Origin of the sequence: Paludisphaera sp. (assembly GCF_037189885.1) — a bacterium.
In the GTDB taxonomy this organism is placed as follows: Bacteria; Planctomycetota; Planctomycetia; order Isosphaerales; family Isosphaeraceae; genus Paludisphaera.
This window is the reverse complement of sequence record NZ_JBBCIR010000071.1, coordinates 1-22,969: the sequence shown is the minus strand read 5'-3', so window position 1 is coordinate 22,969 and position 22,969 is coordinate 1. Positions and strand designations below refer to the sequence as shown.

Annotated in this window: 19 protein-coding genes and 1 tRNA gene; 12 read left to right on the top strand and 8 right to left on the bottom strand. The window is 72.6% G+C overall.

Annotated elements, in window-relative coordinates:
* Positions 1–107: 107 nt before the first annotated feature.
* Both WG209_RS19110 and WG209_RS19105 read left to right on the top strand, forming a co-directional pair.
* Positions 108–2,069, top strand: a complete 1,962-nt coding sequence (locus WG209_RS19110; protein ID WP_337176681.1) for a hypothetical protein — start codon at positions 108–110, stop codon at positions 2,067–2,069.
* Positions 2,070–2,125: 56 nt separating this feature from the next.
* The gene (locus tag WG209_RS19105) at positions 2,126–4,027 is read left to right on the top strand and encodes a mechanosensitive ion channel domain-containing protein (RefSeq protein WP_337176680.1); all 1,902 of its coding nucleotides are present in this window, start codon (positions 2,126–2,128) and stop codon (positions 4,025–4,027) included.
* A gap of 10 nt (positions 4,028–4,037) precedes the next feature.
* Here WG209_RS19105 and dacB read toward each other — a convergent pair whose 3' ends face one another.
* Positions 4,038–5,576, bottom strand: coding sequence for a D-alanyl-D-alanine carboxypeptidase/D-alanyl-D-alanine-endopeptidase (dacB, locus tag WG209_RS19100; RefSeq protein ID WP_337176679.1), 1,539 nt, complete (start codon positions 5,574–5,576; stop codon positions 4,038–4,040).
* A 232-nt stretch (positions 5,577–5,808) separates the two neighbouring features.
* The gene (locus tag WG209_RS19095; RefSeq protein ID WP_337176678.1) at positions 5,809–6,447 is read right to left on the bottom strand and encodes a hypothetical protein; all 639 of its coding nucleotides are present in this window, start codon (positions 6,445–6,447) and stop codon (positions 5,809–5,811) included.
* Positions 6,448–6,778: 331 nt separating this feature from the next.
* Between WG209_RS19095 and WG209_RS19090 the strand changes: the two genes are divergently transcribed.
* Entirely contained in the window at positions 6,779–8,341 is a 1,563-nt protein-coding gene (locus tag WG209_RS19090; protein WP_337176677.1) for a hypothetical protein, read from the top strand.
* A gap of 17 nt (positions 8,342–8,358) precedes the next feature.
* A complete protein-coding gene (locus WG209_RS19085; RefSeq protein ID WP_337176676.1) occupies positions 8,359–9,264 on the top strand; it encodes a Zn-dependent dipeptidase, microsomal dipeptidase in 906 nt (301 codons plus the stop codon).
* 73 nt (positions 9,265–9,337) lie between these two features.
* Here WG209_RS19085 and WG209_RS19080 read toward each other — a convergent pair whose 3' ends face one another.
* On the bottom strand, positions 9,338–9,691 hold the full coding sequence (locus tag WG209_RS19080; RefSeq protein WP_337176675.1) for a hypothetical protein: 354 nt from the start codon (positions 9,689–9,691) through the stop codon (positions 9,338–9,340).
* 300 nt (positions 9,692–9,991) lie between these two features.
* Positions 9,992–10,996: a Gfo/Idh/MocA family oxidoreductase gene (locus WG209_RS19075; protein ID WP_337176674.1), complete on the bottom strand. Its 1,005-nt coding sequence runs from the start codon at positions 10,994–10,996 to the stop codon at positions 9,992–9,994.
* A 230-nt stretch (positions 10,997–11,226) separates the two neighbouring features.
* Here WG209_RS19075 and WG209_RS19070 point away from each other — a divergent pair.
* Positions 11,227–11,299: transfer RNA gene (locus tag WG209_RS19070), tRNA-His, on the top strand.
* Positions 11,300–11,586: 287 nt separating this feature from the next.
* On the opposite strand, the gene WG209_RS19065 is transcribed toward WG209_RS19070, so the two are convergent.
* Entirely contained in the window at positions 11,587–12,300 is a 714-nt protein-coding gene (locus WG209_RS19065) for a PEP-CTERM sorting domain-containing protein (protein ID WP_337176673.1), read from the bottom strand.
* 308 nt (positions 12,301–12,608) lie between these two features.
* Here WG209_RS19065 and WG209_RS19060 point away from each other — a divergent pair, with 308 nt between their 5' ends.
* Positions 12,609–13,616: a Gfo/Idh/MocA family oxidoreductase gene (locus tag WG209_RS19060; RefSeq protein ID WP_337176672.1), complete on the top strand. Its 1,008-nt coding sequence runs from the start codon at positions 12,609–12,611 to the stop codon at positions 13,614–13,616.
* Positions 13,617–13,635: 19 nt separating this feature from the next.
* Positions 13,636–14,700, top strand: coding sequence for an L-rhamnose/proton symporter RhaT (locus WG209_RS19055; RefSeq protein ID WP_337176671.1), 1,065 nt, complete (start codon positions 13,636–13,638; stop codon positions 14,698–14,700).
* 150 nt (positions 14,701–14,850) lie between these two features.
* Here the strand turns inward: WG209_RS19055 and WG209_RS19050 are convergent, their stop codons facing one another.
* A complete protein-coding gene (locus WG209_RS19050; protein WP_337176670.1) occupies positions 14,851–17,142 on the bottom strand; it encodes a hypothetical protein in 2,292 nt (763 codons plus the stop codon).
* Between the two features lie 255 nt (positions 17,143–17,397).
* Here WG209_RS19050 and WG209_RS19045 point away from each other — a divergent pair, with 255 nt between their 5' ends.
* Together WG209_RS19045 and WG209_RS19040 are read left to right on the top strand one after the other, a co-directional pair.
* Entirely contained in the window at positions 17,398–17,673 is a 276-nt protein-coding gene (locus WG209_RS19045; RefSeq protein ID WP_337176669.1) for a helix-turn-helix domain-containing protein, read from the top strand.
* Positions 17,674–17,709: 36 nt separating this feature from the next.
* Positions 17,710–18,069 carry a hypothetical protein gene (locus tag WG209_RS19040; RefSeq protein ID WP_337176668.1) on the top strand — a complete coding sequence of 120 codons (360 nt, stop codon included), beginning with the start codon at positions 17,710–17,712 and terminating at the stop codon, positions 18,067–18,069.
* A gap of 18 nt (positions 18,070–18,087) precedes the next feature.
* Here the strand turns inward: WG209_RS19040 and WG209_RS19035 are convergent, their stop codons facing one another.
* On the bottom strand, positions 18,088–19,050 hold the full coding sequence (locus WG209_RS19035; protein ID WP_337176667.1) for a TIGR03885 family FMN-dependent LLM class oxidoreductase: 963 nt from the start codon (positions 19,048–19,050) through the stop codon (positions 18,088–18,090).
* Positions 19,050–21,008 (bottom strand): malto-oligosyltrehalose trehalohydrolase, encoded by a 1,959-nt coding sequence (gene treZ / locus WG209_RS19030; protein ID WP_337176666.1) that lies wholly within the window; start codon positions 21,006–21,008, stop codon positions 19,050–19,052. Before treZ ends, WG209_RS19035 begins: the two co-directional genes overlap by 1 nt.
* 826 nt (positions 21,009–21,834) lie before the next feature.
* Here treZ and WG209_RS19025 point away from each other — a divergent pair.
* The 3 genes from WG209_RS19025 (at position 21,835) to WG209_RS19015 (ending at position 22,906) form a co-directional block, all read left to right on the top strand.
* The gene (locus WG209_RS19025; protein ID WP_337176665.1) at positions 21,835–22,080 is read left to right on the top strand and encodes a hypothetical protein; all 246 of its coding nucleotides are present in this window, start codon (positions 21,835–21,837) and stop codon (positions 22,078–22,080) included.
* A gap of 87 nt (positions 22,081–22,167) precedes the next feature.
* Complete coding sequence (locus WG209_RS19020; protein WP_337176664.1) at positions 22,168–22,548, top strand: hypothetical protein; 381 nt, start codon at positions 22,168–22,170, stop codon at positions 22,546–22,548.
* Between the two features lie 64 nt (positions 22,549–22,612).
* Positions 22,613–22,906 carry a hypothetical protein gene (locus tag WG209_RS19015; protein ID WP_337176663.1) on the top strand — a complete coding sequence of 98 codons (294 nt, stop codon included), beginning with the start codon at positions 22,613–22,615 and terminating at the stop codon, positions 22,904–22,906.
* The last annotated feature ends 63 nt before the right edge of the window (positions 22,907–22,969 follow it).

The following is a 22,969-nucleotide window of genomic DNA, read 5'->3' as shown; positions in this document are numbered from 1 at the left end:
CCGCCGGGGCGTCGGCGAGTAGTCTACGCCCCGCCCGGCGTCAGGACGAGCCGCCGGCCGCTCGACCGCACCACCAGACGAGCCCGATCCGGGAAGGACCCCGCGCGATGTCGCAGAACGAGACCGCTCGCCGCCCCGCCCGCTTCGACGCCCGCGCGGCCACCGCCGCGGCCGTCATGTTCGGCCTCCTCGGCGGCGGCGCCACGCCGCGGCAGGCCGGCGATCCCCCGGCCGCCCCCCCGACGGCGAGCCAGCCCGGGCCCGCCGACGCCGCCACGCCCCCCGCGCCCAAGCCCGCGGCGGCCGAGCCGCCCCCCCAGGCCCCGCGGGTCCCGGCCGCGCCGTCGCAAGCCGCCGCCGGCGCCGGGGCGCTCGCGCCGGAGGACGTCCAGGCCCTCCGGGCCGACGCGACCGCCCGGCTCAAGGAGCTGGCCCCCCCCGCCGACGGCGAGGAGAAGGTCGAGCCCGACCCCGAGCGCAAGGTGGCCGACAAGGCGCTCGTCGAGATCCTGGAGGCCCGCCTCCGGAAGCTCGACGACCACGACAAGCTGGCCGCCGACCTGGCCGAGGCCGCCAGGCCCGAGGCCGACCCCGCGCGCAAGATCGCCGAGGCCAAGGCCGAGATCGCCGACGTGGAATCCCGGCTGACGCAGCCGATCGAGGCCCTCACGCCCCCCCTGTTCCGCGGCGACGGCCCGGTCGACCCGGCGTCTCGCGATCAGATGAAGGAGGTCATCGCCGCGGCGCGGAAGGACGTGGCCGACTACCAGGAGAAGATCGCCGCCGCCCCCGCCGACCCCGAGAAGGAGGCCAGGGCCGCGATCGCCGCCCTGAAGGCCGAGCGCGACAAGGTCTCCCAGAACCTGGAGTCGATCAAGGCCCGCGCCGAGGCGTTGGCCTCGGCGCCCGAGCCCGAGGCCCCCGCCGAGCGCAGGCAGGCGGCGGAGCGGGCCGTCGACGTCCGGGTCGACGTCGCCGTGGAGGCGCTGCGGCTCCAGGTGGCCGAGCGGAAGCTCGCCCGCGCCGCGAAGTCGGCCGAGGCCGCCGCCGTCGACCGGACCCGCTGGGTCGTCCGCGATCGGCTCGCCCGCCGGATGCTGGAGCCGATGGAGGCCCGCTTCCGCAAGATCGCCGAGGCCCAGGAGCACGACCTCCAGCGCCAGGCGCGGACCGAGCTGGCGAAGGCCGACCGCGAGCTCGAGCCGATCGCCCGCTACCGGGCCGAGCGCCAGGCCGAGCTGCTGGACCTGGAGGCGGCGGTGGTCAAGACCGAGCAGGTCGCCACCGTGAGCGTCGAGCCGTCCCTGGAGGAGATGAAGAAGCAGGCCACGGTCGCCTCGTCGAAATTCGCCCGCATCCGGCAGCTCGTCGAGGGGGAGGAGAAGCGGCCCGGCCGCATCGATGTCCTCCACATCAACGCCGACTACAAGCGGCTCCAGCCCGAGCGCCGGCGGATCGAGCGCGAGGAGCGGGCCGTGGTCTCGAAGCGGCTGGCCGACCACGTCAACATGCTGGCGAGCGTCGAATTGAGCCAGATCGAGGACGGGCTGCTGGACCAGATCGACCTCGACGACCTCCTGGACCGCCTCCCCCCCGATCGCCACGCCGAGGCGACCGCGGCGTGGCGGGAGATGGAGGATAAGCACACCGGCCTGCTGCGGCGCCGGCGCGACGCGCTGGAGCAACTGGTGCGGCGGGAGCAGGCGACGCTCGACGAGATCGACCGCCGGCTGGAGATCCTGGAGGAGGCGACCAGCTTCATCCGGACCCACCTGTTCTGGGTCCGGGACCAGGACCCGATCGGCGGCGTGACCGTCAGCCTGGCGGCGGGGGAGGCCCGCCGGCTGGCCCGCGTGGCCGCCGGCCTGGCGCACGGCACCGCGACGACGACCGGCTGGAAGTCGGCCAAGCCGGAGTTCCTGGCCGCCGCGGCGGCCGTCGCGCTGCTCCCCCTGGGCATCCTCCGCGTCCGCCTCGCCCTGAAGCGCAAGCTGGCGGAGATGCTCCCCCCGCCGTCGCCCCCGCCGTCGCCGGCGGCGGTCGACGGCCCCGTCGCTCCCCAGGCCTGACCTGATCCGATCCGATCCGCGCCGAGCATCCACCTTTCGCGAGGGACTCCGTCGTCATGCTGGCCGTTCGATCCTTGCTGATGGGCGTGCTGTGGGCCTCCGCCTGGCCGCTGTACCTGGCCGCGACCGCGCAGGCGGCCCGGCTCGGCCCGTGGCCGAAGGCGACCGGGACGCTGGCCGCGACCGTCCTGAACGCCCTGGCCCTGGGCCTGTTCGCACGCGGCCTGGGCGCGTGGTTCTTCAAGCCCGGCGGGTGGTGCGAGCGCTACCTGGAGACCCCGGCGAGCGTCACGCGGCAGTTCCGCTACGCCGGCCGGCTGCTGATCCTGGCGGCGATGGCCCTGCTGGTGCCGATCCACCTGTTCGCCCACGGCGAGATCGCCCACCAGGGGACCGCCGTGACGGCGCCCGCCCTGTCCCGGTTCCTCTACCTGGCGTTCGAGCTGATCGTGCTGGCGTCGCTGGCCTACCACCTGCGCCCCGGCTCGCCGCTGATGACATGGATCAACCCCGACGTCCCGACCGCCGGCGAGGCCGAGCCCGGCACCGAGGCCGTCGTCGTCGTGACGACCCGCCAGGCGTTCGGCTCGGTGGGCGAGGCCTGGGTGACGTGGTGCTGCCGCCGCGCCCGGCTGATCGCCCGGCTGATCGTGATCTTCGGCGTGGTCGTGGTGGTCCTGGACGTCCGGGGCTACAGCTTCGCCGCCTCTCGGCTCGCGCTGGGGGGGGTGGAGAGCCTGGCGGTCTTCTCGCTGTCGTGGGCCATCCACCGGGTCGTCGCCCGTGTGATCTCCTGGCGGCTGCGGGCCGACACGCGGGCCGGCCGATTCTGGGCCACGGCCGCCTCGCTCTGGACCGCCCGAGCCAAGGGCGCCCACGCCGCCGCGACCCCCCCGGGAGGGAAGCCCGCCGAGCCGATCGACTGGACGCTGCGCGCGTCGCAGGCCTCCACGTTCACGATCATCCTGCTGGCCGTGGCGATGCTGGGGTGGATCTGGGGGATCGACCCGGCGCTGCTGGGCTTCCTGTCCAAGCAGCCCCTCCCCTGGAAGGCGGCCGAGGGGAACCCGGTGATGCTGGGCGACCTGGCGCTGTCGCTCTCGGCGATCGCCGTGGGGGTCCTCGCGTGGCGGTTCATGCCGGCGATCCTGGCCGTCGTCCTGTTCCGCCGCGTCGGCGACGACCCGGGCGCGCGGTACGCGATGGTCACGCTCGCGCGCTACGCCGCGATGGGCCTGGCCGTCACCATCGCGCTCCAGGCGATCCACTTCGAGCTGTCGCAGATCAGCTTCCTGCTGGCGGCGCTGGGCGTCGGGCTGGGGTTCGGGCTCCAGGAGGTCGTCGCCAACTTCATCTGCGGGCTGATCCTGCTGCTGGAGCGGCCGATCCGCATCGGCGACACGGTCTCCGTCGGCGGGACCACCGGCAAGGTCGACCGCATCAACACCCGCGCCACCACGATCATCAACGGCGACAACCAGTGCATGATCGTCCCCAACCGCGAGCTGATCACCGGCAAGATCGTCAACTGGACGCACAAGGATAAGATCATGCGGGTGGGCATCCGGATCGTCGTCGCGCACCAGGCGGACGTGGAGGCGGTGACGTCCCTGCTGACGACGATCGCGAAATCGGACTTCGACGTCCTCTCCAAGCCCGCCCCGTCGGCCTCGCTGGAGGAGCTGGGCGAGTCCGGCATGGTCTTCGGGATGTCGGTCTTCGTGGCCGACCCGGGCCTGATGGGGGGGGCGAAGCATCGGCTCTGCAAGGCGATCCGCGAGCGGTTCGCCGCGGCCGGGATCGCGCTGGCGAGCCCCGTCCGCGAGATCACCCTCGCCGGCCTGCCCGAGGAGCTGACGCGTCTGATGGGCGACCGTCGGATCCGAGGCGACGAGGCCGAGCCCGCCCCGCGCGGCCCGCATCAGGCCGTCGAGGCGCGGGCGACCGCCCTGGACTGACGGCCCTCGTTCACTCGCCGCCGGCGGCGGGCTCGGCCGGAGCCGGATCCGGAGCCGGCTCGGGGCCGTCGCCGAGGTAGAACGCCTCGCAGAGCTTCCCCAGGAGCTTGCCGGCGTCGGCCGTGGTGGGGACCTCGCCCCCGTCGCGGGCCTCCAGCACGACGCCGTTGATGAAGAAGGCGATCACCAGGGGTCGCCCGGCGGCGGTCTCCATGTATCCGGCCAGCGCCTTGCTGGTGAGCAGTCGTCGGCCGATGAGGGCGTCGTCGACGTACATGGTCCCGGTCTTGGCCCGCGCGTGGCCCCGCGCCGGGCTGCCCTCGGCCACGGCCTCGGCGAGCGTGCCGTCGCGGCCGAGGATCGGCAGCGCGGCGTCGTAGGAGGCGAAGTCGGGGCGGGCGGCCATGGCCCGCAGCAGCGCGACGGTGGCGCGGGGCGTGGCCATGTCGGCCCACTGGCCCCCCGCCCCGCCGCCGAACGAGACGGCCAGCGGGTCGAGCCCCAGGCCCTGGAGGATCTCCCCCTGGCGCCTGAGCCCGGCGGCGAGGGAGCGCTCGCCCTTGTTAACCGCCACGAGCATCGGCAGGGCGCTGGCGTGGACGTTGTGGCTCACCTTCAGGATGACGCGGAGGAACTCCCGGAACGGCGGCGAGGTGTACTCGGCCACCTTCGGGAGCCCGGCGACGGCCGATCGCGGCGGCAGCGCGGACTCGGGGTTGTCGGCCAGCGGGGACGCCTCGACGTGGACGCCGCGACGCCGCAGCGCCTCGATCAGGAGCGCCCGCGCGAACGACGCCGGGTCCTCGACCTCGACGGTCTCCACGAACGACTCCGGCCCGACCGGGACGCGGCCCCGGACCTCCAGCCGGCGGGGGCCGACGAACCGGGCGCGGATCCTCGGCTCGCCGTCGGCCGCGGTCTCCACCAGGGCGTCGATGGCGAGATACCGGGACGCCGGCGAGACCTTCGCGGCGGCGGGCTCCCCGGCCGCCTTCCCTGGCGCGACGATCACGTCGACGAGGTTGTCGTTGATCATGATCGGCGAGACATGACCGGGGCCGCTCCCCGAGCTGGGCGTCCGTTCGAACAGGCGGGCGTCGACGAGGACCTCGCCGGCGATCTTCCGGATGCCCGCGGCCTGGACCTCGCGCGCCAGGTGGTCCAGCCCGGCGAGCGGGTCGCACTCCACGAGGAACCGCGACGCCTTGCCGCCGGAGGCGTAGATGTGGTCCTCGTCGGCGAACAGCAGCTTGCCGTCGGGGCCGGTGCGGCCCCCCATCGCGGGGTCGCCCTGGGCGACGAGGATGAGGTCGCCGTTGAGCGTCCCCCGGTCGTCGACCTCCCCGCGGCGGACGACCGGCGTCTGGAAGCGATGATCGGCCCCCAGCTCGACGAACGCGGCGGCCGAGGAGAAGAGCTTGGCGACCGACGCGGTCGAGAACAGCTCGTCGGCGTTCTTCTCATGGAGCGTCTCGCCCGTCCTGGCGTCGACGACGAGGATCCCCCAGTGGGCGTCGCGGAAGGTCGGGTCGTCGAGGACCGCCTTCACGCGATCGCGCGTCGTCGCGGTCGCGGACCCGGAAGAGGCGGGCGGCGCCGGCTCCTGGCCTCGCGCCGTCGCGGCTCCCGTCGCGACGGCCGCCGCGACGGCCAGCGTCGCGAGCCCTCGAACCCATCCCGAACGCCCGCAGATCGATCCGCAAACGGCCTGCCGCATCGCTGGTCCCCCGCGCCGCCACGTCGCCGCGCGATCCCTCCTCACGCGCCGAGCCCTGGGACGGTCAGTATAGCGGAACGGCCCCCCCGCGGGCAGCGCGACGCGGCCTCAGCGCGCGCCGGCGTCGGGACGCCGCGAAGGCCCCCCCCCCGAGCGCCGCGATCGCGGCCGGGATCGCGGCGGCGGGCTCGGGGACGACCCCCGGGGGCCTCGGCACCACGAACCCGAAATCCGCCGTGACGGTGCGCTCGTCGATCGGATAGGAATGGAAGTAATCGTCCTCGGCATACCGCGCGGCGGTCACGACGATCCGCCCCCCCGTGAAACGGCCGAACGGGTCGTGGGGCCAGAACAAATAGGTGCCCGGCGAGACATAGATACTCCCGGTCTCCCATTGCAAGTCATACCAATTGGTGTAGTGATTCGAGTAGAGCCCTAGAGTCTCGCCCCGTCCGTTGCGGGGATCGATCCAGTTGAACGACGTCATGTACCAGTCCTGGCCGTCGACGCTCATGTCCAGCACCACGTGGACGGGGACCATGCCGCTCGTCGAGGAATCGGGCAGGTGCACCTCGGTCTCGACGAACACCGTGAACGGGCCGGCCCACGCCGCGCCTCCCCCCGTCAACACCATGAGCGTCAGCGCGGCGAGCAGGCGTCCGGACGTCGCGAGGCGCGCCCGGGGCGGGTGCTTATGGATCACGATGAAGGACTCCGTTGTTGTCGCGAACCCGATCGTTCGTACAGGATCGCACGCACCATAGCATCACGCGGGGATCGGTTTGAAGCAATGATTCCCGATTTCTACATATATGGCTTACCAACGCGCGCTCTCGCTTGATTGAACCGCCAACCCCAGCCCGAACGCGTTATGAGGCGGCATGAATAAAGGACGACGCGCGGCCGCGCCGCCCGTTGGGCGGCGCGGTGATCGAGGCCGCGACCGACGCGCCTTCGCCCCCCTCGGCGGTGACGGCCGGGCCCTGGGGGGTTACAATGCCCGCGCGGCCCCGAACGGCCGCGGAGGGGGATTCATGCGGCGAACGATCGGGAGAATTGGCGGTGCCCTGGGTCTCCTGGGGGCGCTGGCGGCGACGGCCGCCGCGCCGGCCGGCGAAGGGGACGCCGTCGCGCCGGCCTTGACCGTCGAGTTCGTCCGGCCCGACCGCCAGGCCGAGGCCGTGCTGGACCTGTTCCGAGGCTCGCGCGCGGCGAGCCCGGCGACGGCGATGGCCTCGTGGCGGCGGGCGACGGGCGACCACGAAGGCCCGGGCAAGGCCGCGCAGGCCGTCATGGCGCTGTTCAACCCGGAGACGGCCCGCGAGTGGCGGGCGATCCACGGCGCGAGCCTCGCCATCGGGCTCGACGCCGACGGCCGGCCCCGGTGGTCGGCGGCCATCCCGCGCGACGACGGCGAGATCGCCGCGCTGGTCGCGTCGCTTCGCCTTTCCGGCGGCTCCGACGAGACGCCCACCCCCGAAGGCTGGCCGGTCCGCCGCCTGGGGGGCCCCGGCGCGCCGCTCGCGGTCGTCGCCCCGTCCGGCGGCGTGGCCCTCGCCGGCGACCGGGCGGATCTGGACGCGGCCGTCGCCCGCCTGGCCCTCCGCGAGACGCCCGACGACGCCGACGGCTTCCACCTGGCGCTGCGGCCGGAACTCCTCCCATCGCCAGCCCCCGCCGCATGGGCCCGGCCGGTCGCGGCGATCCGCGCCTCCGGCTTGCTGAACGCGAGCGGCGTGGTGGGGCTGCGAGACGACAGCCTGGACCTCGACCTGGCCTCCGAAATCGCCCCCGCGAAAACCGCCCTCCTGGACGTGCCGCCCATCGACCCGGCGTGGCTGTCCTGGCTGCCGGCCGAAGCCGAGGCCGCCGTCGCCCTCTCCGCCGGCCGCGGCCCGGCCTTCTGGGACGCCCTGTTCGAGCTGGCCGATCGCGTCGACCGGGCCGACCCGGCGCGGGAGGGATTGCAGCCGCTCCGCGCCCGTCTGAACCTCATGGCGCTGATCCGCGGCGTCCGGCCCGAGGTCGACCTCTGGCCGCTGGTCCGGGGCGTGGCCGCGGGGACGTTCGCCGACGAGTCCGGCACGCCCGGCGCGGTCGCGGCGATCGTCGCCGGCTCTCCCGAGGAAGCCGAACGGATCTTCCGGCGCGTCGTCCTCCCCATGGCCCCCCTTCTGGGAGGCAGGCCGGGCGCGGGGACCGACCCCGGCGCGGTCGTCGCGATCGGCCGGGCGTCGGGCATGCCCGTCGAGGCCGCCACGCGCGGGTCGACCGTCCTGATCGGCTGGGGCGAGGGCGCGCTCGACCGGGCGCTGAAGTCGGCCGAGACGCCCGATCGCTCCGTCGCCGCGCTGGTCTCGATCGACGGCCGCGCCGCCGGCCGAGTCGGCGTCTTCCGGCCCCGGCTGGGCGCCGCGACGAGGCTGATCGACCGGGCGCCCGCCCTGGCCGCGACGCTGGCCGAGGCCGCCCCCGTGATCTGGCGGGGGGGCTGGGACGGCGGCCGGGCGTGGGACGTGGTACGCTGGGGCGACCTCCGGCGCGTCGTGGCCCGGTTCCTGGAGCGAGTCCCCCAGGCCCCGCCGGAAGCCCCCTGAACCCCTCGCGGACGGCCATGCGATTGATCGACCTTCGGTGCGACTGGGCGCTCCAGTACGCCGCCGAATCCACCCAGTACGACCCCGCCGACTACCCCGAGATCCCCGCGCGCGTCGGCCGCCTCGACGGCTATCTCACCGGCGCGACGGCGGCCGTCGTCTCCTGTCGCCGCGCCCCGGACGACTGGGCGCGCCGGGCCGACCCATGGCGCGACCTGGGCGAGATGATCGCTCGCCACGAGGCGGAGTTCTCGGGACGGCTCCTGGCCGGGCCCGAGGACGCCGAGCGCTGGCGCGCCGAGCCCCGCGGCGGACTCTGCTGGGGTGTCCTGGCCGTCGTCGGCCTCGAGGCCCTGATCAAGTCGCCGGCCGACCTCGACCGCCTCGCCCCGCTCTTCGCCCGGGGGGCGCGCGTCTTCGGGGCGGTCCCCGGCGACCTCTCCCGGCCGTTCCTCGAACGGCTGCTGGAGCTGGCCCCCGAGGGCGAGGGCCCGAGGCCGGCGCTCGACGTGGCCGACGCCGACGCCGCCACCGTCGCCGCCGCACTCGACTGGTACGAGGCCGAGCCGACCCGCGCGTCGCGACTGCCGTTGCTGCACTCGGCCGTCGGCCCGGACGCGGCGACGGACATCGTCCGCCGGCTCCGCGCCCTGGGCGCGACGCTGGGCGTGGCGCCCACGCCGACCGCCGAGGAGTTCCGCGCGACGATCGAATCCCTCGCCGCCCTCCCCTTCCGCGACCGGCCCGGCTACGAGGGGATCGGCGTCGCGACCGACTACCTCCGGCTCGACCGGACGGCCCCGGAACTGTCCAAAGTCGGCCGCCTGGCGGCCTGGATCGCCGAACATTTGCCGAAGGACGCCGCGCGGGCCGTGGCCTTCGAGAACGCCCGCCGCTTCCTGCTGGCGATCGCCGGCCGCTGAGCCGGCCCGAAACGACGAAGGGGCGGGCCCGCCCGGGCCCGCCCCTTGATCTCTTCAACGCGCGGAGTCGGCGTCAGTCGAGGTCTTCCTCGTCGTCGTCGCCGAGGTCGTCGAAGTCATCGTCATCATCGTCGTCGTCGAAGTCGTCCTCTTCGACGTCGATGTCGTCCAGCTCCTCGTCCAGCTCCTCGTCGATCTCGTCGTCGTCATCGTCGAAGTCGTCGTCGATATCGTCTTCCTCCTCGAGGTCGTCGATCTCGTCGTCATCCTCCTCGTCCTCGACGTCCTCGATATCGTCTTCCTCGTCTTCCTCGCCGGGGTGGCGGGCGACGAGCAGGGCGGTCTCGGCGTCCCAGCGGACCCGCGGATCGTCGGGGTCGGCGGGGGGTTCCAGGAGGTCGATGGGCGTGGTCTCAAGGTCGAGCATGGATCCGTTCCTCGGGCCAGGGGGGAATTTCGGGCGGGCCGGGGGCCCGGGGATCATGGCCCCGGGCGTCCGCCCGCTCCGCGAGTCGATCAGTGGTGCGAAGTTGACTGGGGTGATTCGGGTCCGTCGCGATGCGGGGTGACCCGGGGCCGACCGCCGCGACTAGGTTCGTTCTCGGGATTGTTCGGCATGACCTCGCCGACGCCTTGAAGAGAGTGGGAAGCGGATCGGCCGGTCGGCCCGCCGGGCCCTCCGGATAATCCTCGCGACCCGCCCCCTCGACGCGGCCGTCTCGTTGGCTCAGACCAGCGGGGCGACCCGGCCGGTGACGGCCGAGCGGGCGACGGCCTCGCTCAACCGGACGGTCTCCAGCGCGTCCTCGGCCGAGCAGCACGGCGGGCCCTGGCCGCGCAGGGCGGCCAGGACGACGGCGTCGATCGAGGTCGCGGGCCCCGGCGTCTCGACCCTCTGGACGGGCGATCCGCCTCCCGGGTCGATCTCGAGGATGGAGTCGGTCGCGTGGATCCGGCCCCGCTCGCCGAAGAAGTTCAGCTCGAACAGGCTGCCGCGCGAGACGCCCGAGAGGGCCAGGGTCGCGGGGACGTCCCCCTCCAGGCGGATCGTCGCGGCGGTGACGACGTCCAGCCCGGGGTCGACCCGCCCCTGCACCGCGAAGACCTCCAGGGCGCGACGGCCGGTGGTCCAGAGCAAGGCGTCGATCAGGTGATCCCCGACGTCGGCCAGCAGGCCTCCCCCGGACATCTTGGGGTCGAATCGCCAGGAACTCTCCCCTCCCTGCTCCCGCTGGCGGGCCAGCCAGGGCTCGGCCATGGCGGCCGTGACCAGCCGCAGCGGCCCGACCGCGTCGGCGGCCAGCCGCGCCCGGGCCTCGATCAGGCTGGGGCGGAGGCGGTACTGGTGCCCGACGGCCACATGGAGCCGCCGACCCCGCGCCAGGCTCACGATGTCGGCCGCCTCCTGGCTGTTGGTCGACAGGGGCTTCTCGATGAACACGTGCGCGCCGGCCTGCAGCGCGTCCATGGCCTGGCGATAATGGAGCAGGTGGGGCGTGAAGATCCCCACGGCGTCGGGCCGCTGGTCGAGCAGGCCGCGGAACTCGTCGAAGACCTCGGGGGCCTCCCCCTGCCGGTCGGCGATCGCCGCGGCGAGCGCCTCGGCCGTTTCCCGCACGGCGTCCGCGACGCCCACGATCCGGACGTCCGGGTCGGTCAGAAGCCGCTCGACGTGGATGCGGGCGGCCTGGCCGCACCCCGCGACCCCGATCCGCAGCAAGGAATTCGACATCGCTCTCGTCGCCTCGGGAGGAACGCCTCGGCCGTCGTCCGTCGGCCGCGTCCGATGGGTCAGCGTCACGAGTTTATCCGGGCGAGTCAAGGCCTTGGATCGATTTTCCCGCCCCCGCGCCGGCGCGTTGCGCAACGCGTTTCCCACCTCCCCCCGCCCGCGACTTTCCCGACGGATCGCCTTGACGCGAACCCACGACCGGGATTATCGTGTCTCTATCGCGTCCGACGGTGGCTGTGGCCTAGCGGTTAAGGCGCCAGATTGTGGATCTGGAGATCGCGGGTTCAAATCCCGTCAGCCACCCTCTCTAATTTTTCCGCCGAACGCGAATCGAGCGTCCCCGCCGGCGGATCAGCCCGGAGGTCGTCGCGCGGTGGCACCCTCGCCGCCGTGGGCCTCCCATCGTTCGCGAGGCGTTACGCCGCCCGGACGGCACTTCAACGGTCATGATGGACGACCATCGAGAATCGCCCCGCGCGGCGTCGACTCGTCGAGCGGACGCCGGGCCGGATCGACCGCGCGCCGCCCGCCGTTCCGAGCGCGTGAGCACCCTCCATCGGGCGGGCGGCCTGCTGGCGGGCCGTAAGTCCTCAGGCACCGCGTCCGCGCGCCGCCAGCCCCGCCCCGATCGCGCCCACGAGGAGCATGGCGATGGACGCCGGCTCGGGGATCGCCGCCGCCCGGATGTTGTCCACGCCGATTTGGGCGGCGATCGGCGGCCCGGGGAAACCGGGGTCCGGGCCGTGGTAGAGCCGGATGACGGAGGCCGAGGTGAGGGCGGCCTCGACGCTCCCCAACGACGCGGTCAGGTCGTCCAGGCCGACGCGGAACGTCGCGGAGGTCCAGCCGCCGCCCGCGGCCAGGAACACCGAGTCGTTCGTGGACGCGACGTCCGTCGGCCCCGTCGCCCCGACGCTCTCGAAGAGGAGGCGCAGGGAGACGTCCGAGGACCCCAGGTTGATCAGGTCCATGGTGATCATCGCGACGCCGGCCGAGAGATAATCCCCCGTCCATCGCGAGTCCAGGTTCAGGGCCACCAGCCTGCCGCCCGCCCCGGTCACCCCCAGCGAGGTCAGCCGCAGGTAGTGGTCGTCCGCGCCCCCCGGCCCGCCGGTCGGCACGTTGATCGGGAGGGCTTCGGCGGGCGGGCTGCCCATCCCGAGCAGGTTGATGAGCCAGCCCTGCGTCGTCCCGTCCTCGAAGTCGTCGACCTGGCCGACGATCGGGTCGGCCGAGGCGGGGGACGGGAGCAGAAGGCACGCGCAAGCGACGAGCGCACAGGCCAGGCGGTGGGGAGTTAGCATCGGTTCGTCCCTGGGTCGGAGTGTCGGAGCAAGAGTTCCAGCCGTTGCGCATTAGATGGTAGCGAAGCGCCTTAGTCAATATGGGCGCGGATACGACGTATGTGTTGATCGGGAGCCACGCCCCTCGGCCCGATCGCGCCGCGTCGAGCGGCCTCGACGGATCGCGACTCCCTACCGGCTCCAGGGCCGCGCCCGTCGAGGGGCGGTCGGTGGCGAGGCCGCGGCGCGCCCTGTAGAATCCGATCCGCGACCGGACGGCCCGATCCCGTGGGGCCGAGGGCGGACGCCAAGCCATGAGGGAGATGCCGATGACGCGCGTGGGGATCGGGTTGGTCGGCTGCGGCCTGTTCGGCGAGAGCCATCTGCGGGCGGTTCGCGGGATACCCAACGCGGAGGTCCGGGCCGTCTTCGACACCGACCGCGACCGCGCGGAACGGATCGCCGCGGAATTCCAGGTGCCGCGCGTCTGCGGCGACCTGGACGAGCTTTGCGGCCTGCCGGACGTCGATCTGGTCGACGTGGTCACGCCCGAGTCCGGACACGCCGCGCCCGTGCTGTCGGCCCTGGCGCGGGGGAAGCACGCCTTCGTCGAGAAGCCGATGGCGACCGACCTGGCCGACTGCGCCCGGATGATCGAGGCCGCGCGGGCCGCGGGCCGTATCCTGATGGTCGGGCATATCCTGCGGTTCGAGGCCAAGTACGCGATGCTCAAGGAGGAGGTGGCGTCGGGCCGCCTGGGCGACGTCGTCTCGATGCACTCCCGACGGAACCGGCCCAAGGAGGCCCTGCCCCTCTACGGCCGCGTCCACCCCATGCTCGAGACGGGGATCCACGACCTCGACATGATGCTCTGGTACGCCGACCGGCCGGTGCGCCGGGCGCGCGGCTTCGCCCGGTCGGTTACCGGGAGCAAGCACCCCGACACCTTCTGGGGCGTGCTGGAATTCGAGGGGGGCGCGATCGGGGTGATCGAGACGATCTGGCTGCTGCCGAGCGCCGGCGGCGTGGCGCTCGACGACGCCTTCCGGGTCGTCGGCTCGCGCGGGATCGGCGATCTCCGCCTGACGCCGGGCGCCCTGAGCTTCTGGCGCGAGGACGGGCACGAGATCCCCGACGTCAGCTACGAGCCGCGCGTGCTGGGCGCGACCCGCGGAGCGCTTCGAGACGAGCTTTCCTACCTCTGCGACTGCGTGGTCGCGGGGCGGACGCCGGAGGTCAACTCCGGGATCGAGGGCTCGCGGGCGGTGCGGGTCGCGCTGGCGCTGATCGAGTCGGCGGCGACCGGCGCGGACGTCGTGATCGAGGACTGGGCCTGAACGTCGCGGGGGATCGATCATGACGGACGTGCAACTCATCGGCCTGGCGGTCGTGATCCTGGCGGGCGTGTTCCAGGGGAGCTTCATGCTCCCCAGCAAGTGGATGGGCGGCTGGGCCTGGGAGAACTACTGGCTGGTCTTCGCCGCCGCCGCCTACCTGATCTGCCCCTGGGTCCTGGCGATGGCGACGATCCCGGACCTGCTGGGGGTGTATCGCGACGTCTCGGCCGGGGTGGTCCTGCGCGTGCTCCTGTTCGGGGTCGGCTGGGGGATCGGCGCGGTGACGTTCGGGCTGGGCGTGGAGGCGATCGGCCTGGCGCTGGGGTTCGCGGTGATCCTGGGCGTGGCCGCCACGAGCGGCACGCTGATCCCGCTGCTGGTCCGACCGCCGTCGGACTTCACCACGGCGCAGGGCGTCGTCACGGCGTCGTCGCTCGCGGTGATGCTGCTCGGGGTGGTCGTCTGCTCGTTCGCCGGCCGCTGGAAGGAGGGAGCGCCGGCGGCGACGTCGCGGCGGACCTCGTACCGGGTTGGCCTGGCCATCTGCGTGATGTCCGGGCTGCTCTCGGCGTGCGGGAACCTGGGGTTCGCCTTCGGCGAGGAGATCTACCGCCGCGCGGCCGGCCCCGACGTGCCGGAGTACCTGGCTCCCAACGCCCTGTGGCCGCTGCTGACGCCCCCCCTGTTCCTCTGCAACGCCGGCTACGCGCTCTACCTGATGCGGCGCGACGGCACGGCCCGCAACTATCGCGACCCGCGATCGCTCCGGAACGTCGGGTTCGGCGCGCTGATGGGCGTGCTCTGGATGGCCGGGATGGCGCTCTACGGGATCGGCGCCGACCGGCTGGGCCGCCTGGGCCCCTCGCTCGGCTGGGCGATCCTGATGTCGAGCATGGTGCTGGTCGCCAACGCCCTCGGCGTGCTGACGGGAGAGTGGCGGTCGTCCCCCGGCTGGGCCCGCCGGCGGCTGGCCGCGGGCCTGGCCCTCCTGCTGGTCGCGATCGCCGGGCTCGGCTACGCCAACTCGCTCCAGCGAGACGACGGCGGATCGGGCGTCGGTTCGGCTTCCGGGGCGGATGGTTGACATCGCCCCTGCAGGGACCGGACGCCGCGACCCCTTCGCGCCTCGCGTCGGGTCGACCGGAGGCCCATCGCCGGCCTCCACCAGGGAAGGGCCGGCGGTCGGCCGGGGATGACGCGTCGGTATCCCCGATCGACCGGAGAGCGGCCGACGTCAGGGTTGCTCCTCTTCCAGGCCGTGCTCGCGGCGATAGGCCGGGATCTGGCGATCGAGCGTGTCGTCGATCAGGTCGAGCTTCTCCTGGATCGTGTCGGGAGTATAGATATAATCCTGCTCCCACTCGTAGCCGAGCCGGGAGTCGCGACGGGCGGTCTCCCGGGCCGACGTCGTCCGCCCCTTCTCCTCCCGCAGCAGCGCGGTCATCGACCGGAGCAGTTCGCGCCGCTCGGCGGCGTCGGTGGACCTGGCCAGCGCCAGGCGCTGCTGCTCGAATTCGAGGATGGCGTGCCCGCTGAGCATCATCCTCCGCAGTTGCTCGGCGAGCAGGACCTCGCGGAACGCGGCCTGGCGCTTCGCCTCGGGGGCCCGCAGCGCGGCCCGGCGATAGCGGAGGAGGCCCTCCTCCATGCGATCCGCGGAGAGCTTCAGGTACTTCTGGAACACGGGCACCGTGAAGAAGGCGGTGTAGCCCCGCGCCGCGTCGTGCTGGTTCGTGAAGTCGGGCCAGAAGACGAGCCGACTGGGGACGTACGGCCAGTATGGGTTGAGTTGGGACTGACCGCTCCAGAGGCCCTGATCCGACCACGAGTGGCCGAGCGTCATGGCGCGGGGCTTGGGCTTGGCGAAGAACAGGGGCGAGGCCACGGCGTTGTTGCTCCCCCAGTTCGGCCCCGTGTCGGGATAGACCCGGATGGCCTCGCTGAAGGACTTCCACGCCGCGAGCACGTCGTCCTCGCCGCCCGCCCCGAACTCGCGGCGGGCGATCCGCCGCAGCAGGTCGTCCAGCGGGGGCGCGTCGCTCCAGGCGTACCAGGCCCGCATCTCGGCGACCCAATTGGGCTTGAAGCCGTAGCTCCAGGATTCCAGCGTCCCGTCGACCTTCCACTCCTCCAGGGCCTTGTAGCGCTCGTGCCACTGGTAGGGGAACGGCAGGTAGGGGAACGTGCCGAACTGCCAGCTGGCGAAGGTGTCGGCCTTCGAATAGACGGCGCGGAAGTTCCGCTCGCGGGCCGCCCGCAGCTGCGCCTGGGTGACCTCCGCCGGGCCGACCTGGCTGATGGCGTAGTCGCGCAGGTACCCCTTCTGGCCGTCGAGTTCGAAGCTCTTGCCGTTCTCGAAGGTGAGCAGGGGGATCGTGGATTCGGGCAATTGGGTCATCACATACGCCTTCGTTTCCGCCTGGTCGGGGCTGAAGGCGACGTTGTATTCCCAGGGGAGGATCTCCACCTTCGGGTTGATGCGGTGGGCCTCCTCGGCGACGATCGCGACGGCCTTGGACCACTCGCGGACCCAGGCGCGAAGGTCCTCGTCCCCCTGCCCCCCCGCGCCGAACCACTTCCTGTAGTAGAAGCCCTCCGTCAGCAGGACATAGCCGCGGATCTCGGGGAACTCGGCGAGGACGTCGCGGACCAGTTTGCGGAGGCCCTCGACGTTCTCCGGGGTCCCGGTGTAGTGGTAGAGCAGCGGCGCGTACACGTCGATCCCGAAGCGGGCGGCGCGACGGGTCAGATCCTTCATGGCCCCCGGCGGATGCTTGCGGATGTCCCTGTCGCTCCAGTGGGGATCCGCGCCGGGCGCGTTGTTCGGGTTGCGGTAGATCGAGCAGTGGATGGCGTCGAAGCCGTACAGGGGGAGCGTGGCCAGGTAGCGGTCGGGCCACTCCATCCAGCCGAGTCCGGACAGCGTCATCCGCGCCTGATAGAGGCTGTGCCGGACGGTGTCCAGGTCGCGGGGGAGGTAGGGCGCCTCCCGCAGGCTGAATCGCATGACGAGGTTGTACAGCCCGTACATCGCCCCGCGATCGTCGTGGCCGCACACCGCGACGGCGTCGCCGGCGACCGTGATCCGGTAGTCCTTCGAAGCCTTGAGCGGGTCGCCGAGGCCGGGCATGGCGTCGCGGGCCGCGGCGACGATCGTCCTCGGGCGTTCTCGCCAGCCGTCGATCCGATCGGGGCGCTTCAGCGCGACCTCGACGCCCATCGCCTCCTTCAGGTAGCGCTGGAGTTCCTCGCCGGCGGCGACCAGGGGGGCCGACGCGTCGGCGGGGATCTCGACGCTCCAGCCGGCGCCGATCTCGATCTCATCGTCGCGGGGACGCTCGTCCGGGTCGCGCGGGCGCGGCGGGAGCCCCTCGGCGTGCTGGCGGTGGAAGTCGTACGGCTCCTCGATCGCGAGCGCCGGCAGGGCCCGCGCCTCGAACTGCTCCTCCGTGACCTGCCCCTGGGACGCTCCCGCGACGCCGAGCCAGAGGGCCAGCAGCCCGAGGCCAGCCGGGTGAATTCTCATGATAGCCACGCATGGTAATGTGTTCGATCGACCGCCGGGGGCGGTCGGGGCCCGGGGGCTGGCTCGCGAATGGGACGATCCCATCGTCGCGGGGGGTGGGGCGGCTCGGGCGGGCCGAGCCTTATTGGACACCGTCGGACGCCGCCGCTCAAGGGACAAGGATCATGGCATGGCGATTGCCGACTTCGGTCTCCTTGAGGGTCCGCGCCGGTCGCGGGCGCGACGGCGGCCCTTCTCGGGCGAGGAGCGATCCCGATGGATTTCCGTCTCAAGGGCTCCGCGCGGGATCGGCTGCGGAGCATGGCGAAGAGGCCTCGCAGCCGCAAGCAGCTCTACCGGGCCGAGGCGCTCCTGGAGCTGGACGAGGGGCGGCCGATCGAGGAGGTCGCCCGCCGCCACCGCGTCGGCGTCGAGAAGGTGGAGGCCTGGGTCGAGGCGTTCGCCGAGCGCGGGCTGGCGTTCCTGGACGAGCCGGACGCGGGCCGACCGCCGACGCGGGACGACGGGGATTCGGGCCGGGACGACCCATGACGGCCGGGAGGTTCCGGGTCGATCGGAGGCTTCGCCATGTCGGGATGGGATCGATGGCTGGCCCTGATCCAGGGGGCATATTTCCTGGCAACCGGGCTCTGGCCGATACTCAGCATCCGGACGTTCGAGGCCGTCACCGGGCCGAAGACGGACGACTGGCTGGTGAAGACGGTCGGGGTGCAGGTCGGCGTGGTGGGGGCCGTCCTGACCATGGCCGGCCTCAACGATCGGATCACGCCGGAGGTCGTCACGCTGGCGGTCGGGAGTGCCCTCGGCCTGATGGCCATCGACGTCTGGTACGTCGCGCGAGCGGTGATCCCGCGCGTCTACCTGCTGGACGCCGCCGCGGAGATCGTTCTGGTCGCGGCCTGGGCCTCCGCCCGGTCGACGGGGTGAGGCCCAGGAGGCCCGCGATCATGAGAACGCGGGCAGCACGCGCCGGGCGAACGTCCGGAGGAACCCGTCCGGATCCGGGCCGACATGGTGCAGGTAGACGTGGTCGAAGCCCAGCTCCTCGTCCCCCCGCAGCCATTCGACATGGCGGTCGATGTCGGCCGAGACGCGGAGCTTGTCCTTGATCTCGCCCAGCTCGACGTCGCGGGTGAGGCGGTCGAACTCCTCGGGGGTCGCGACGTCCTGGTTCTGCTCCAGGGTGACGGTGATCATGGGCCATCGGCGGCGGGCCTCGACCAGCGCCGTCCGCTCGTCCTCGGCGTAGCTCAGGGCGGCCTGGAGGGCCATCGGCTTGCCCTCGCCGCCGCCGCGGCGGAAGGCCTCGACCACCTGCCGGATCTGGTCCTTCTCCTTGCCGACGGTGATGAGGCCGTCGGCCCAGCCGCCGACCCACTCGGCCGTCTCGGCGGTGATCGCGGCGCCGTAGATCCGGGGCGGGACCTCGGGCCTCGTGTAGAGCTTCGCGTCGTCGACCCGGAACCAGCGGCCGTGGTGGTTGACGGTCTCGCCGGCCCAGAGGGCGCGGATCACCTTGACGGCTTCCAGGAGGCGTTCGCGGCGCTCGGGCTTGGTCGGCCATGGGTCGCCGGTGACGTGCTCGTTGAGGTACTGGCCGGTCCCCATCGCGACCCAGTAGCGGCCGGGGAACATGTCGGCCAGAGTGGCGGCCGCCTGGGCGACGATGGCCGGGTGGTAGCGCTGGCCAGGGGCGCAGACGGAGCCGAAGGGGAGGCTCGTCGCCTGGAGCGCGGCCCCCAGCCACGCGAAGGCGAAGGCGCTCTCGCCCCCCTTGTCGGTCCAGGGGTTGAAGTGGTCGGAGCACATCGCCGCCGGGAATCCCAGCTCCTCGGCCAATCGCGCCTGCCGCAGCAGCTCGCCGGGGGGGAACAGCTCGTGGGAGGCGTGGTATCCGATCTTGAGCATCAGTCGGCGCTCCTGGGGATGGCGCGGAAGACGAGCGTGGCGCGGGCGGGGACGCGCCAGGGGGCGTTGTCCTCGAACGGGGGCGTGCCGCCGCCGCCATACCGCGGGTGTTCGCTGTACCAGGCGACGTCCCAGCGGCGGCCCCGCGGGGGCGCCATCAGGGGCTCGCTGGTCGGGGCGGGGGCGAGGTCGCGACCCAGGTTGACGATCACGAGCCGGTCTTCGGGGCCCCCCTCCGGATCCAGGTAGCGGAGGACGAAGGCCTCCGGCCCGATCACCGCGCCGTGGATCAGGTCGCCGCGCTGGGCGCTGAAGGTGGGGTCCTCGCGCCTCAGGGCGAGGAGGTCGCGATGGAATTCCAGCAGCTCGGGACGCCGGGCCCGCTCGGCCGGGTCGAGCTTGCAGGCCTCGAACGTCGCGGGGTCGGCCGGATCGGCCAGGTGTTCCCTCAGCTCCGGCCGGCCGGCGCTCTGGAACAGGCCGTGGAACTCCTCGCGGCCCTGCTTGACGAGCCTGGACAGCTCCTCGCCGTGGTCGGCGAAGAAGAGGAAGCGGGTCGTCGCCCCGTATTCCTGACCCTGGAAGAACATCGGCGTGTGGGGGGCCAGCAGCCAGGCCGCCGCCATCGCCCGGTACTGGGACGCGCTGGCGAGCACCCCCAGCCGCTCGCCGCGCGGCGAGTTCGACACCTGGTCGTGGTTCTCCAGGAAGGTGACGAACGACGGCGAGGGGACGCCCAGCGCCGGGTTGCCGCGCGGCTTGCCGGTCCAGCCGAAGAACTGCCCCTGGAACAGGAAGCCCCACTTGGTCGCGGAGATCAGCTCCTGGGGCGTCCCCTGGAAGTCCGCGTAATACCCCTCGCCGCGCCCGCTGAGGGCGACGATCGCGGCGTGGTGGTAGTCGTCGTTCCACTGGGCGTCCAGGCCGTATCCGCCCCGCTCGGGGGGCCTCACCCGGATCGAGTCCTGCGTCTCGTCCTCGGCGATCAGGAGGACCGACCTCCCCGCCGCCCTGGCCCGGGCGTGCCGCGCCAGCTCCGCGAGGACGTGGTCTTCCGAGTGGTCGAGGATCGCCTGGGTGGCGTCCAGGCGCAGGCCGTCGAGGTGGAACTCGTCGACCCAGTATCCGGCGTTGGAGACGAAGTACTCCCGGACCGCGGCCGACCCCTCCTCGTCGAAGTTGAGCGACGCGCCCCAGTCGGTCTTCTCGAGGGTCGAGTGGTAGTACTCCTCGGCGAACTGCTTGTGGTAGGCGCCGTCGGGGCCGAGGTGGTTGTAGACGACGTCCAGGATCACCCCCAGGCCGAGGCGGTGGGCCTCGTCCACGAAGCGGCGGAAGTCGTCCGGGTCGCCGTAGACGTGATACGGGGCGTAGAGGTCGACGCCGTCGTAGCCCCAGCCGAAGCGCCCGGGGAACTCGGCGACCGGCATGACCTCGACGGCGGTAATCCCCAGCTCCTTGAGCGCGGGCAGCTCGCGGATCGCGGCGTCCCAGGTCCCCTCGGGGGTCAGGGTGCCGATGTGCATCTCATAGAGCACCTGCCCCCGCAGCTCCAGCCCCTTCCAGCCAGCGTCGGTCCACTCGAACTCGCCGGGGTCGACGACCTGGGATGGCCCGTGCGGCCCCTCGGGTTGGAACCGCGACGCGGGGTCGGGGAAGTCCGATTCGTCGTCCAGGCGGTAGCGGTAGAGCGAACCGGCCCGCGCGTCCGGGGCGACGCACGAGAAGTAGCCCCCCGGCTCGGGACTCATCGGCACGACCGCGGGCTCGGACCCCGCGTCCCACGTCGGCCCCTCCTGGACGAGCACGGCGACGGCCCGCCGATTCGGGGCCCAGACTCGGAACGAGACGCCCCCGTCGGGAAGCACGTCCGCCCCGACCGGCAACCGTCGCCCCTCGACACGGCCCCCCTCGGCCTTCCCCCCTTGCTCGACTCGCGATGGCGCTCGCTGACTCATCTCGTTGCAATCCTTGGCTATGAGCGATGAAAGACGGATAGCCCGCCCGCGCGTCCCGGGGCGCGACCGGGCGACACGGTCAGCAACCATCGGGCCGATCTCGCGCCGATCCGGGCGATCCGCGCCCCTGTCCCCGCGCGCCGCGCGTGACCACATCGGCTGAATCCTACCCGGCGGGGCGGGCCGCGGCCTCCCCGACACCCCGCCCGACGACGCGCGGCGTCACGCCGCGTCCTCGCGAAAGTTGGCTTCGTTCGCGCGCGCCCCGCCGCCGCGAAACAGCCGCAAGCCATTCCACTCCACAAGCTTAGCGCACCGACGAGTTGGCTTCGTTCGTCAATTTCGAATAGCGCGCCGTCCGCCGCCTCCGCGTTGGCGACGGATTTCCCCAGCGCCCCGATCGACGGGTCGCTCCGTCGCCTCGGACGCGTTCGCTCCTCATGGCCCGGCACGACGACCACACCAGGCGCGCGGTAGGGCGGCTATCCGAGGCTTTCCATCGTCCGGATTGTCAAGGAGCGAGATACCACGTCTTCCCCCATATGCTCCGCGGGCGAGGCGTCGGGATTTCAGGACTTGGGAGAATTACTGCGAGGAGTCGACGATCGTCGGCGCGGCGTCGGAGAGGGCGCCGGGATGTCGCGCCGGATCCCGACCGCGCCCGCGGCGGGATGGGAAGGGCGGGTTCCCGGCGATAGCGGTGGCCTGATCGCCATGAGAGGCATCGGATGGCATGTTGATTGCTCCATTAATGAGGATAGGCCGTGTCATGTGCCCGTCGGAGGGACCGGCCACGGGTCTCCGCGCAGTTCAAGGAGCGACCGCGATGATCGGAAACCGAGCGGATCACCTGGGGGACGAGAATCCCGAAGGGAGGAGCGAGAGCAAGCCCGACAAGGCCAACGCGGCGGCCCGCGACGAAGCCGGCCGGGCCTCGACGCTCGGCGGGGCGTCGGACGGCGGCAAGGCCGCCGATAATCCCGATCGCGGCGCGACCAACGTCCGGGGCGACAAGGACCCGCCCCGCTCGGGCCCGGACGCGGGCGGCGGCGACGCGACGCGGGGCGGTTGAGGTCGGGTCGCGGGGACGGCGCGCGGGCCGAGGCGCGGCCGGCCGGCCCTCGCGGTCCACTTCGATAACCACGACAGGAGACGAGCCATGCGATTGTTACCCACCTGGCTGCACGGGGCGATGGACTATGTCCTGGGGGCGACGCTGATCCTCGTCCCCTTCGCGTTCCGCTTCCCCACCGAGGAGTCGGCCATGGTCCCCGTCGCCATGGGCCTCGGCCTGATCCTCTACAGCGCGCTGACGGACTACGAGCTGGGCGCCTACCCGGTCATCGGGATGAGGGCCCATCTCGTGCTCGACGTGGCCGGCGGGCTGTTGCTGGCGGCTTCGCCGTGGATCTTCGAGTTCGCCTCGCGGATCTCGACCCCGCACGTCGTGTTCGGGGCGCTCGAAGTCGGCGTGGCGCTCCTGACCCAGACGGTCCCGGCGCGAGGCCCCGCCGACACCCGGATCGTTTCGGCGAAGTGACCTTCATCATCACAGGCGGACGGCGCGCCCGCGCGTCCGATCCGACAAAATAGGGACGATCGACATGCAACACCAGGACGACCTTCGGCCCGACGCCCCCTCGACGAACCTCCAGGACGGCGCCACGCCGACGGCTTACGACTCGGCGGTCGCTCGCGAATTGCTGAAGGGGCTCGCGGACGAGGAACTCATGCGGATCCCCGTCCTGCTCCCCGGGACGCTGACCGAGCGCGACCAGGAATGCCTGGATCTGGCCGACCCCACCGTGCCGGAACGCCTGGTGTTCGCCGGGACCATCGTCGCGGAGAACGCGTTGCTTGTCCCCCGGGGCCAGGTCGACGACCTGCTCTGGAACTAGCTGCGGGGCGAACCCGCGCCGGAGCCCACGAAGGCATTGGCCTCCTAGGGGCCGCGGACGACC

What these genes read in the sequence shown, in the direction of transcription:
- WG209_RS19110 (WP_337176681.1), top strand. Translation starts at nt 108, where the DNA reads ATGTCGCAGAACGAGACCGCTCGCCGCCCCGCCCGCTTCGACGCCCGC.
- WG209_RS19075 (WP_337176674.1), bottom strand. Translation starts at nt 10,996, where the DNA reads ATGTCGAATTCCTTGCTGCGGATCGGGGTCGCGGGGTGCGGCCAGGCC.
- WG209_RS19105 (WP_337176680.1), top strand. Translation starts at nt 2,126, where the DNA reads ATGCTGGCCGTTCGATCCTTGCTGATGGGCGTGCTGTGGGCCTCCGCC.
- WG209_RS19015 (WP_337176663.1), top strand. Translation starts at nt 22,613, where the DNA reads ATGCAACACCAGGACGACCTTCGGCCCGACGCCCCCTCGACGAACCTC.
- WG209_RS19080 (WP_337176675.1), bottom strand. Translation starts at nt 9,691, where the DNA reads ATGCTCGACCTTGAGACCACGCCCATCGACCTCCTGGAACCCCCCGCC.
- WG209_RS19035 (WP_337176667.1), bottom strand. Translation starts at nt 19,050, where the DNA reads ATGCTCAAGATCGGATACCACGCCTCCCACGAGCTGTTCCCCCCCGGC.
- WG209_RS19090 (WP_337176677.1), top strand. Translation starts at nt 6,779, where the DNA reads ATGCGGCGAACGATCGGGAGAATTGGCGGTGCCCTGGGTCTCCTGGGG.
- WG209_RS19050 (WP_337176670.1), bottom strand. Translation starts at nt 17,142, where the DNA reads ATGAGAATTCACCCGGCTGGCCTCGGGCTGCTGGCCCTCTGGCTCGGC.
- WG209_RS19065 (WP_337176673.1), bottom strand. Translation starts at nt 12,300, where the DNA reads ATGCTAACTCCCCACCGCCTGGCCTGTGCGCTCGTCGCTTGCGCGTGC.
- treZ (WP_337176666.1), bottom strand. Translation starts at nt 21,008, where the DNA reads ATGAGTCAGCGAGCGCCATCGCGAGTCGAGCAAGGGGGGAAGGCCGAG.
- WG209_RS19085 (WP_337176676.1), top strand. Translation starts at nt 8,359, where the DNA reads ATGCGATTGATCGACCTTCGGTGCGACTGGGCGCTCCAGTACGCCGCC.
- WG209_RS19045 (WP_337176669.1), top strand. Translation starts at nt 17,398, where the DNA reads ATGGATTTCCGTCTCAAGGGCTCCGCGCGGGATCGGCTGCGGAGCATG.
- WG209_RS19020 (WP_337176664.1), top strand. Translation starts at nt 22,168, where the DNA reads ATGCGATTGTTACCCACCTGGCTGCACGGGGCGATGGACTATGTCCTG.
- WG209_RS19060 (WP_337176672.1), top strand. Translation starts at nt 12,609, where the DNA reads ATGACGCGCGTGGGGATCGGGTTGGTCGGCTGCGGCCTGTTCGGCGAG.
- WG209_RS19055 (WP_337176671.1), top strand. Translation starts at nt 13,636, where the DNA reads ATGACGGACGTGCAACTCATCGGCCTGGCGGTCGTGATCCTGGCGGGC.
- WG209_RS19025 (WP_337176665.1), top strand. Translation starts at nt 21,835, where the DNA reads ATGATCGGAAACCGAGCGGATCACCTGGGGGACGAGAATCCCGAAGGG.
- WG209_RS19040 (WP_337176668.1), top strand. Translation starts at nt 17,710, where the DNA reads ATGTCGGGATGGGATCGATGGCTGGCCCTGATCCAGGGGGCATATTTC.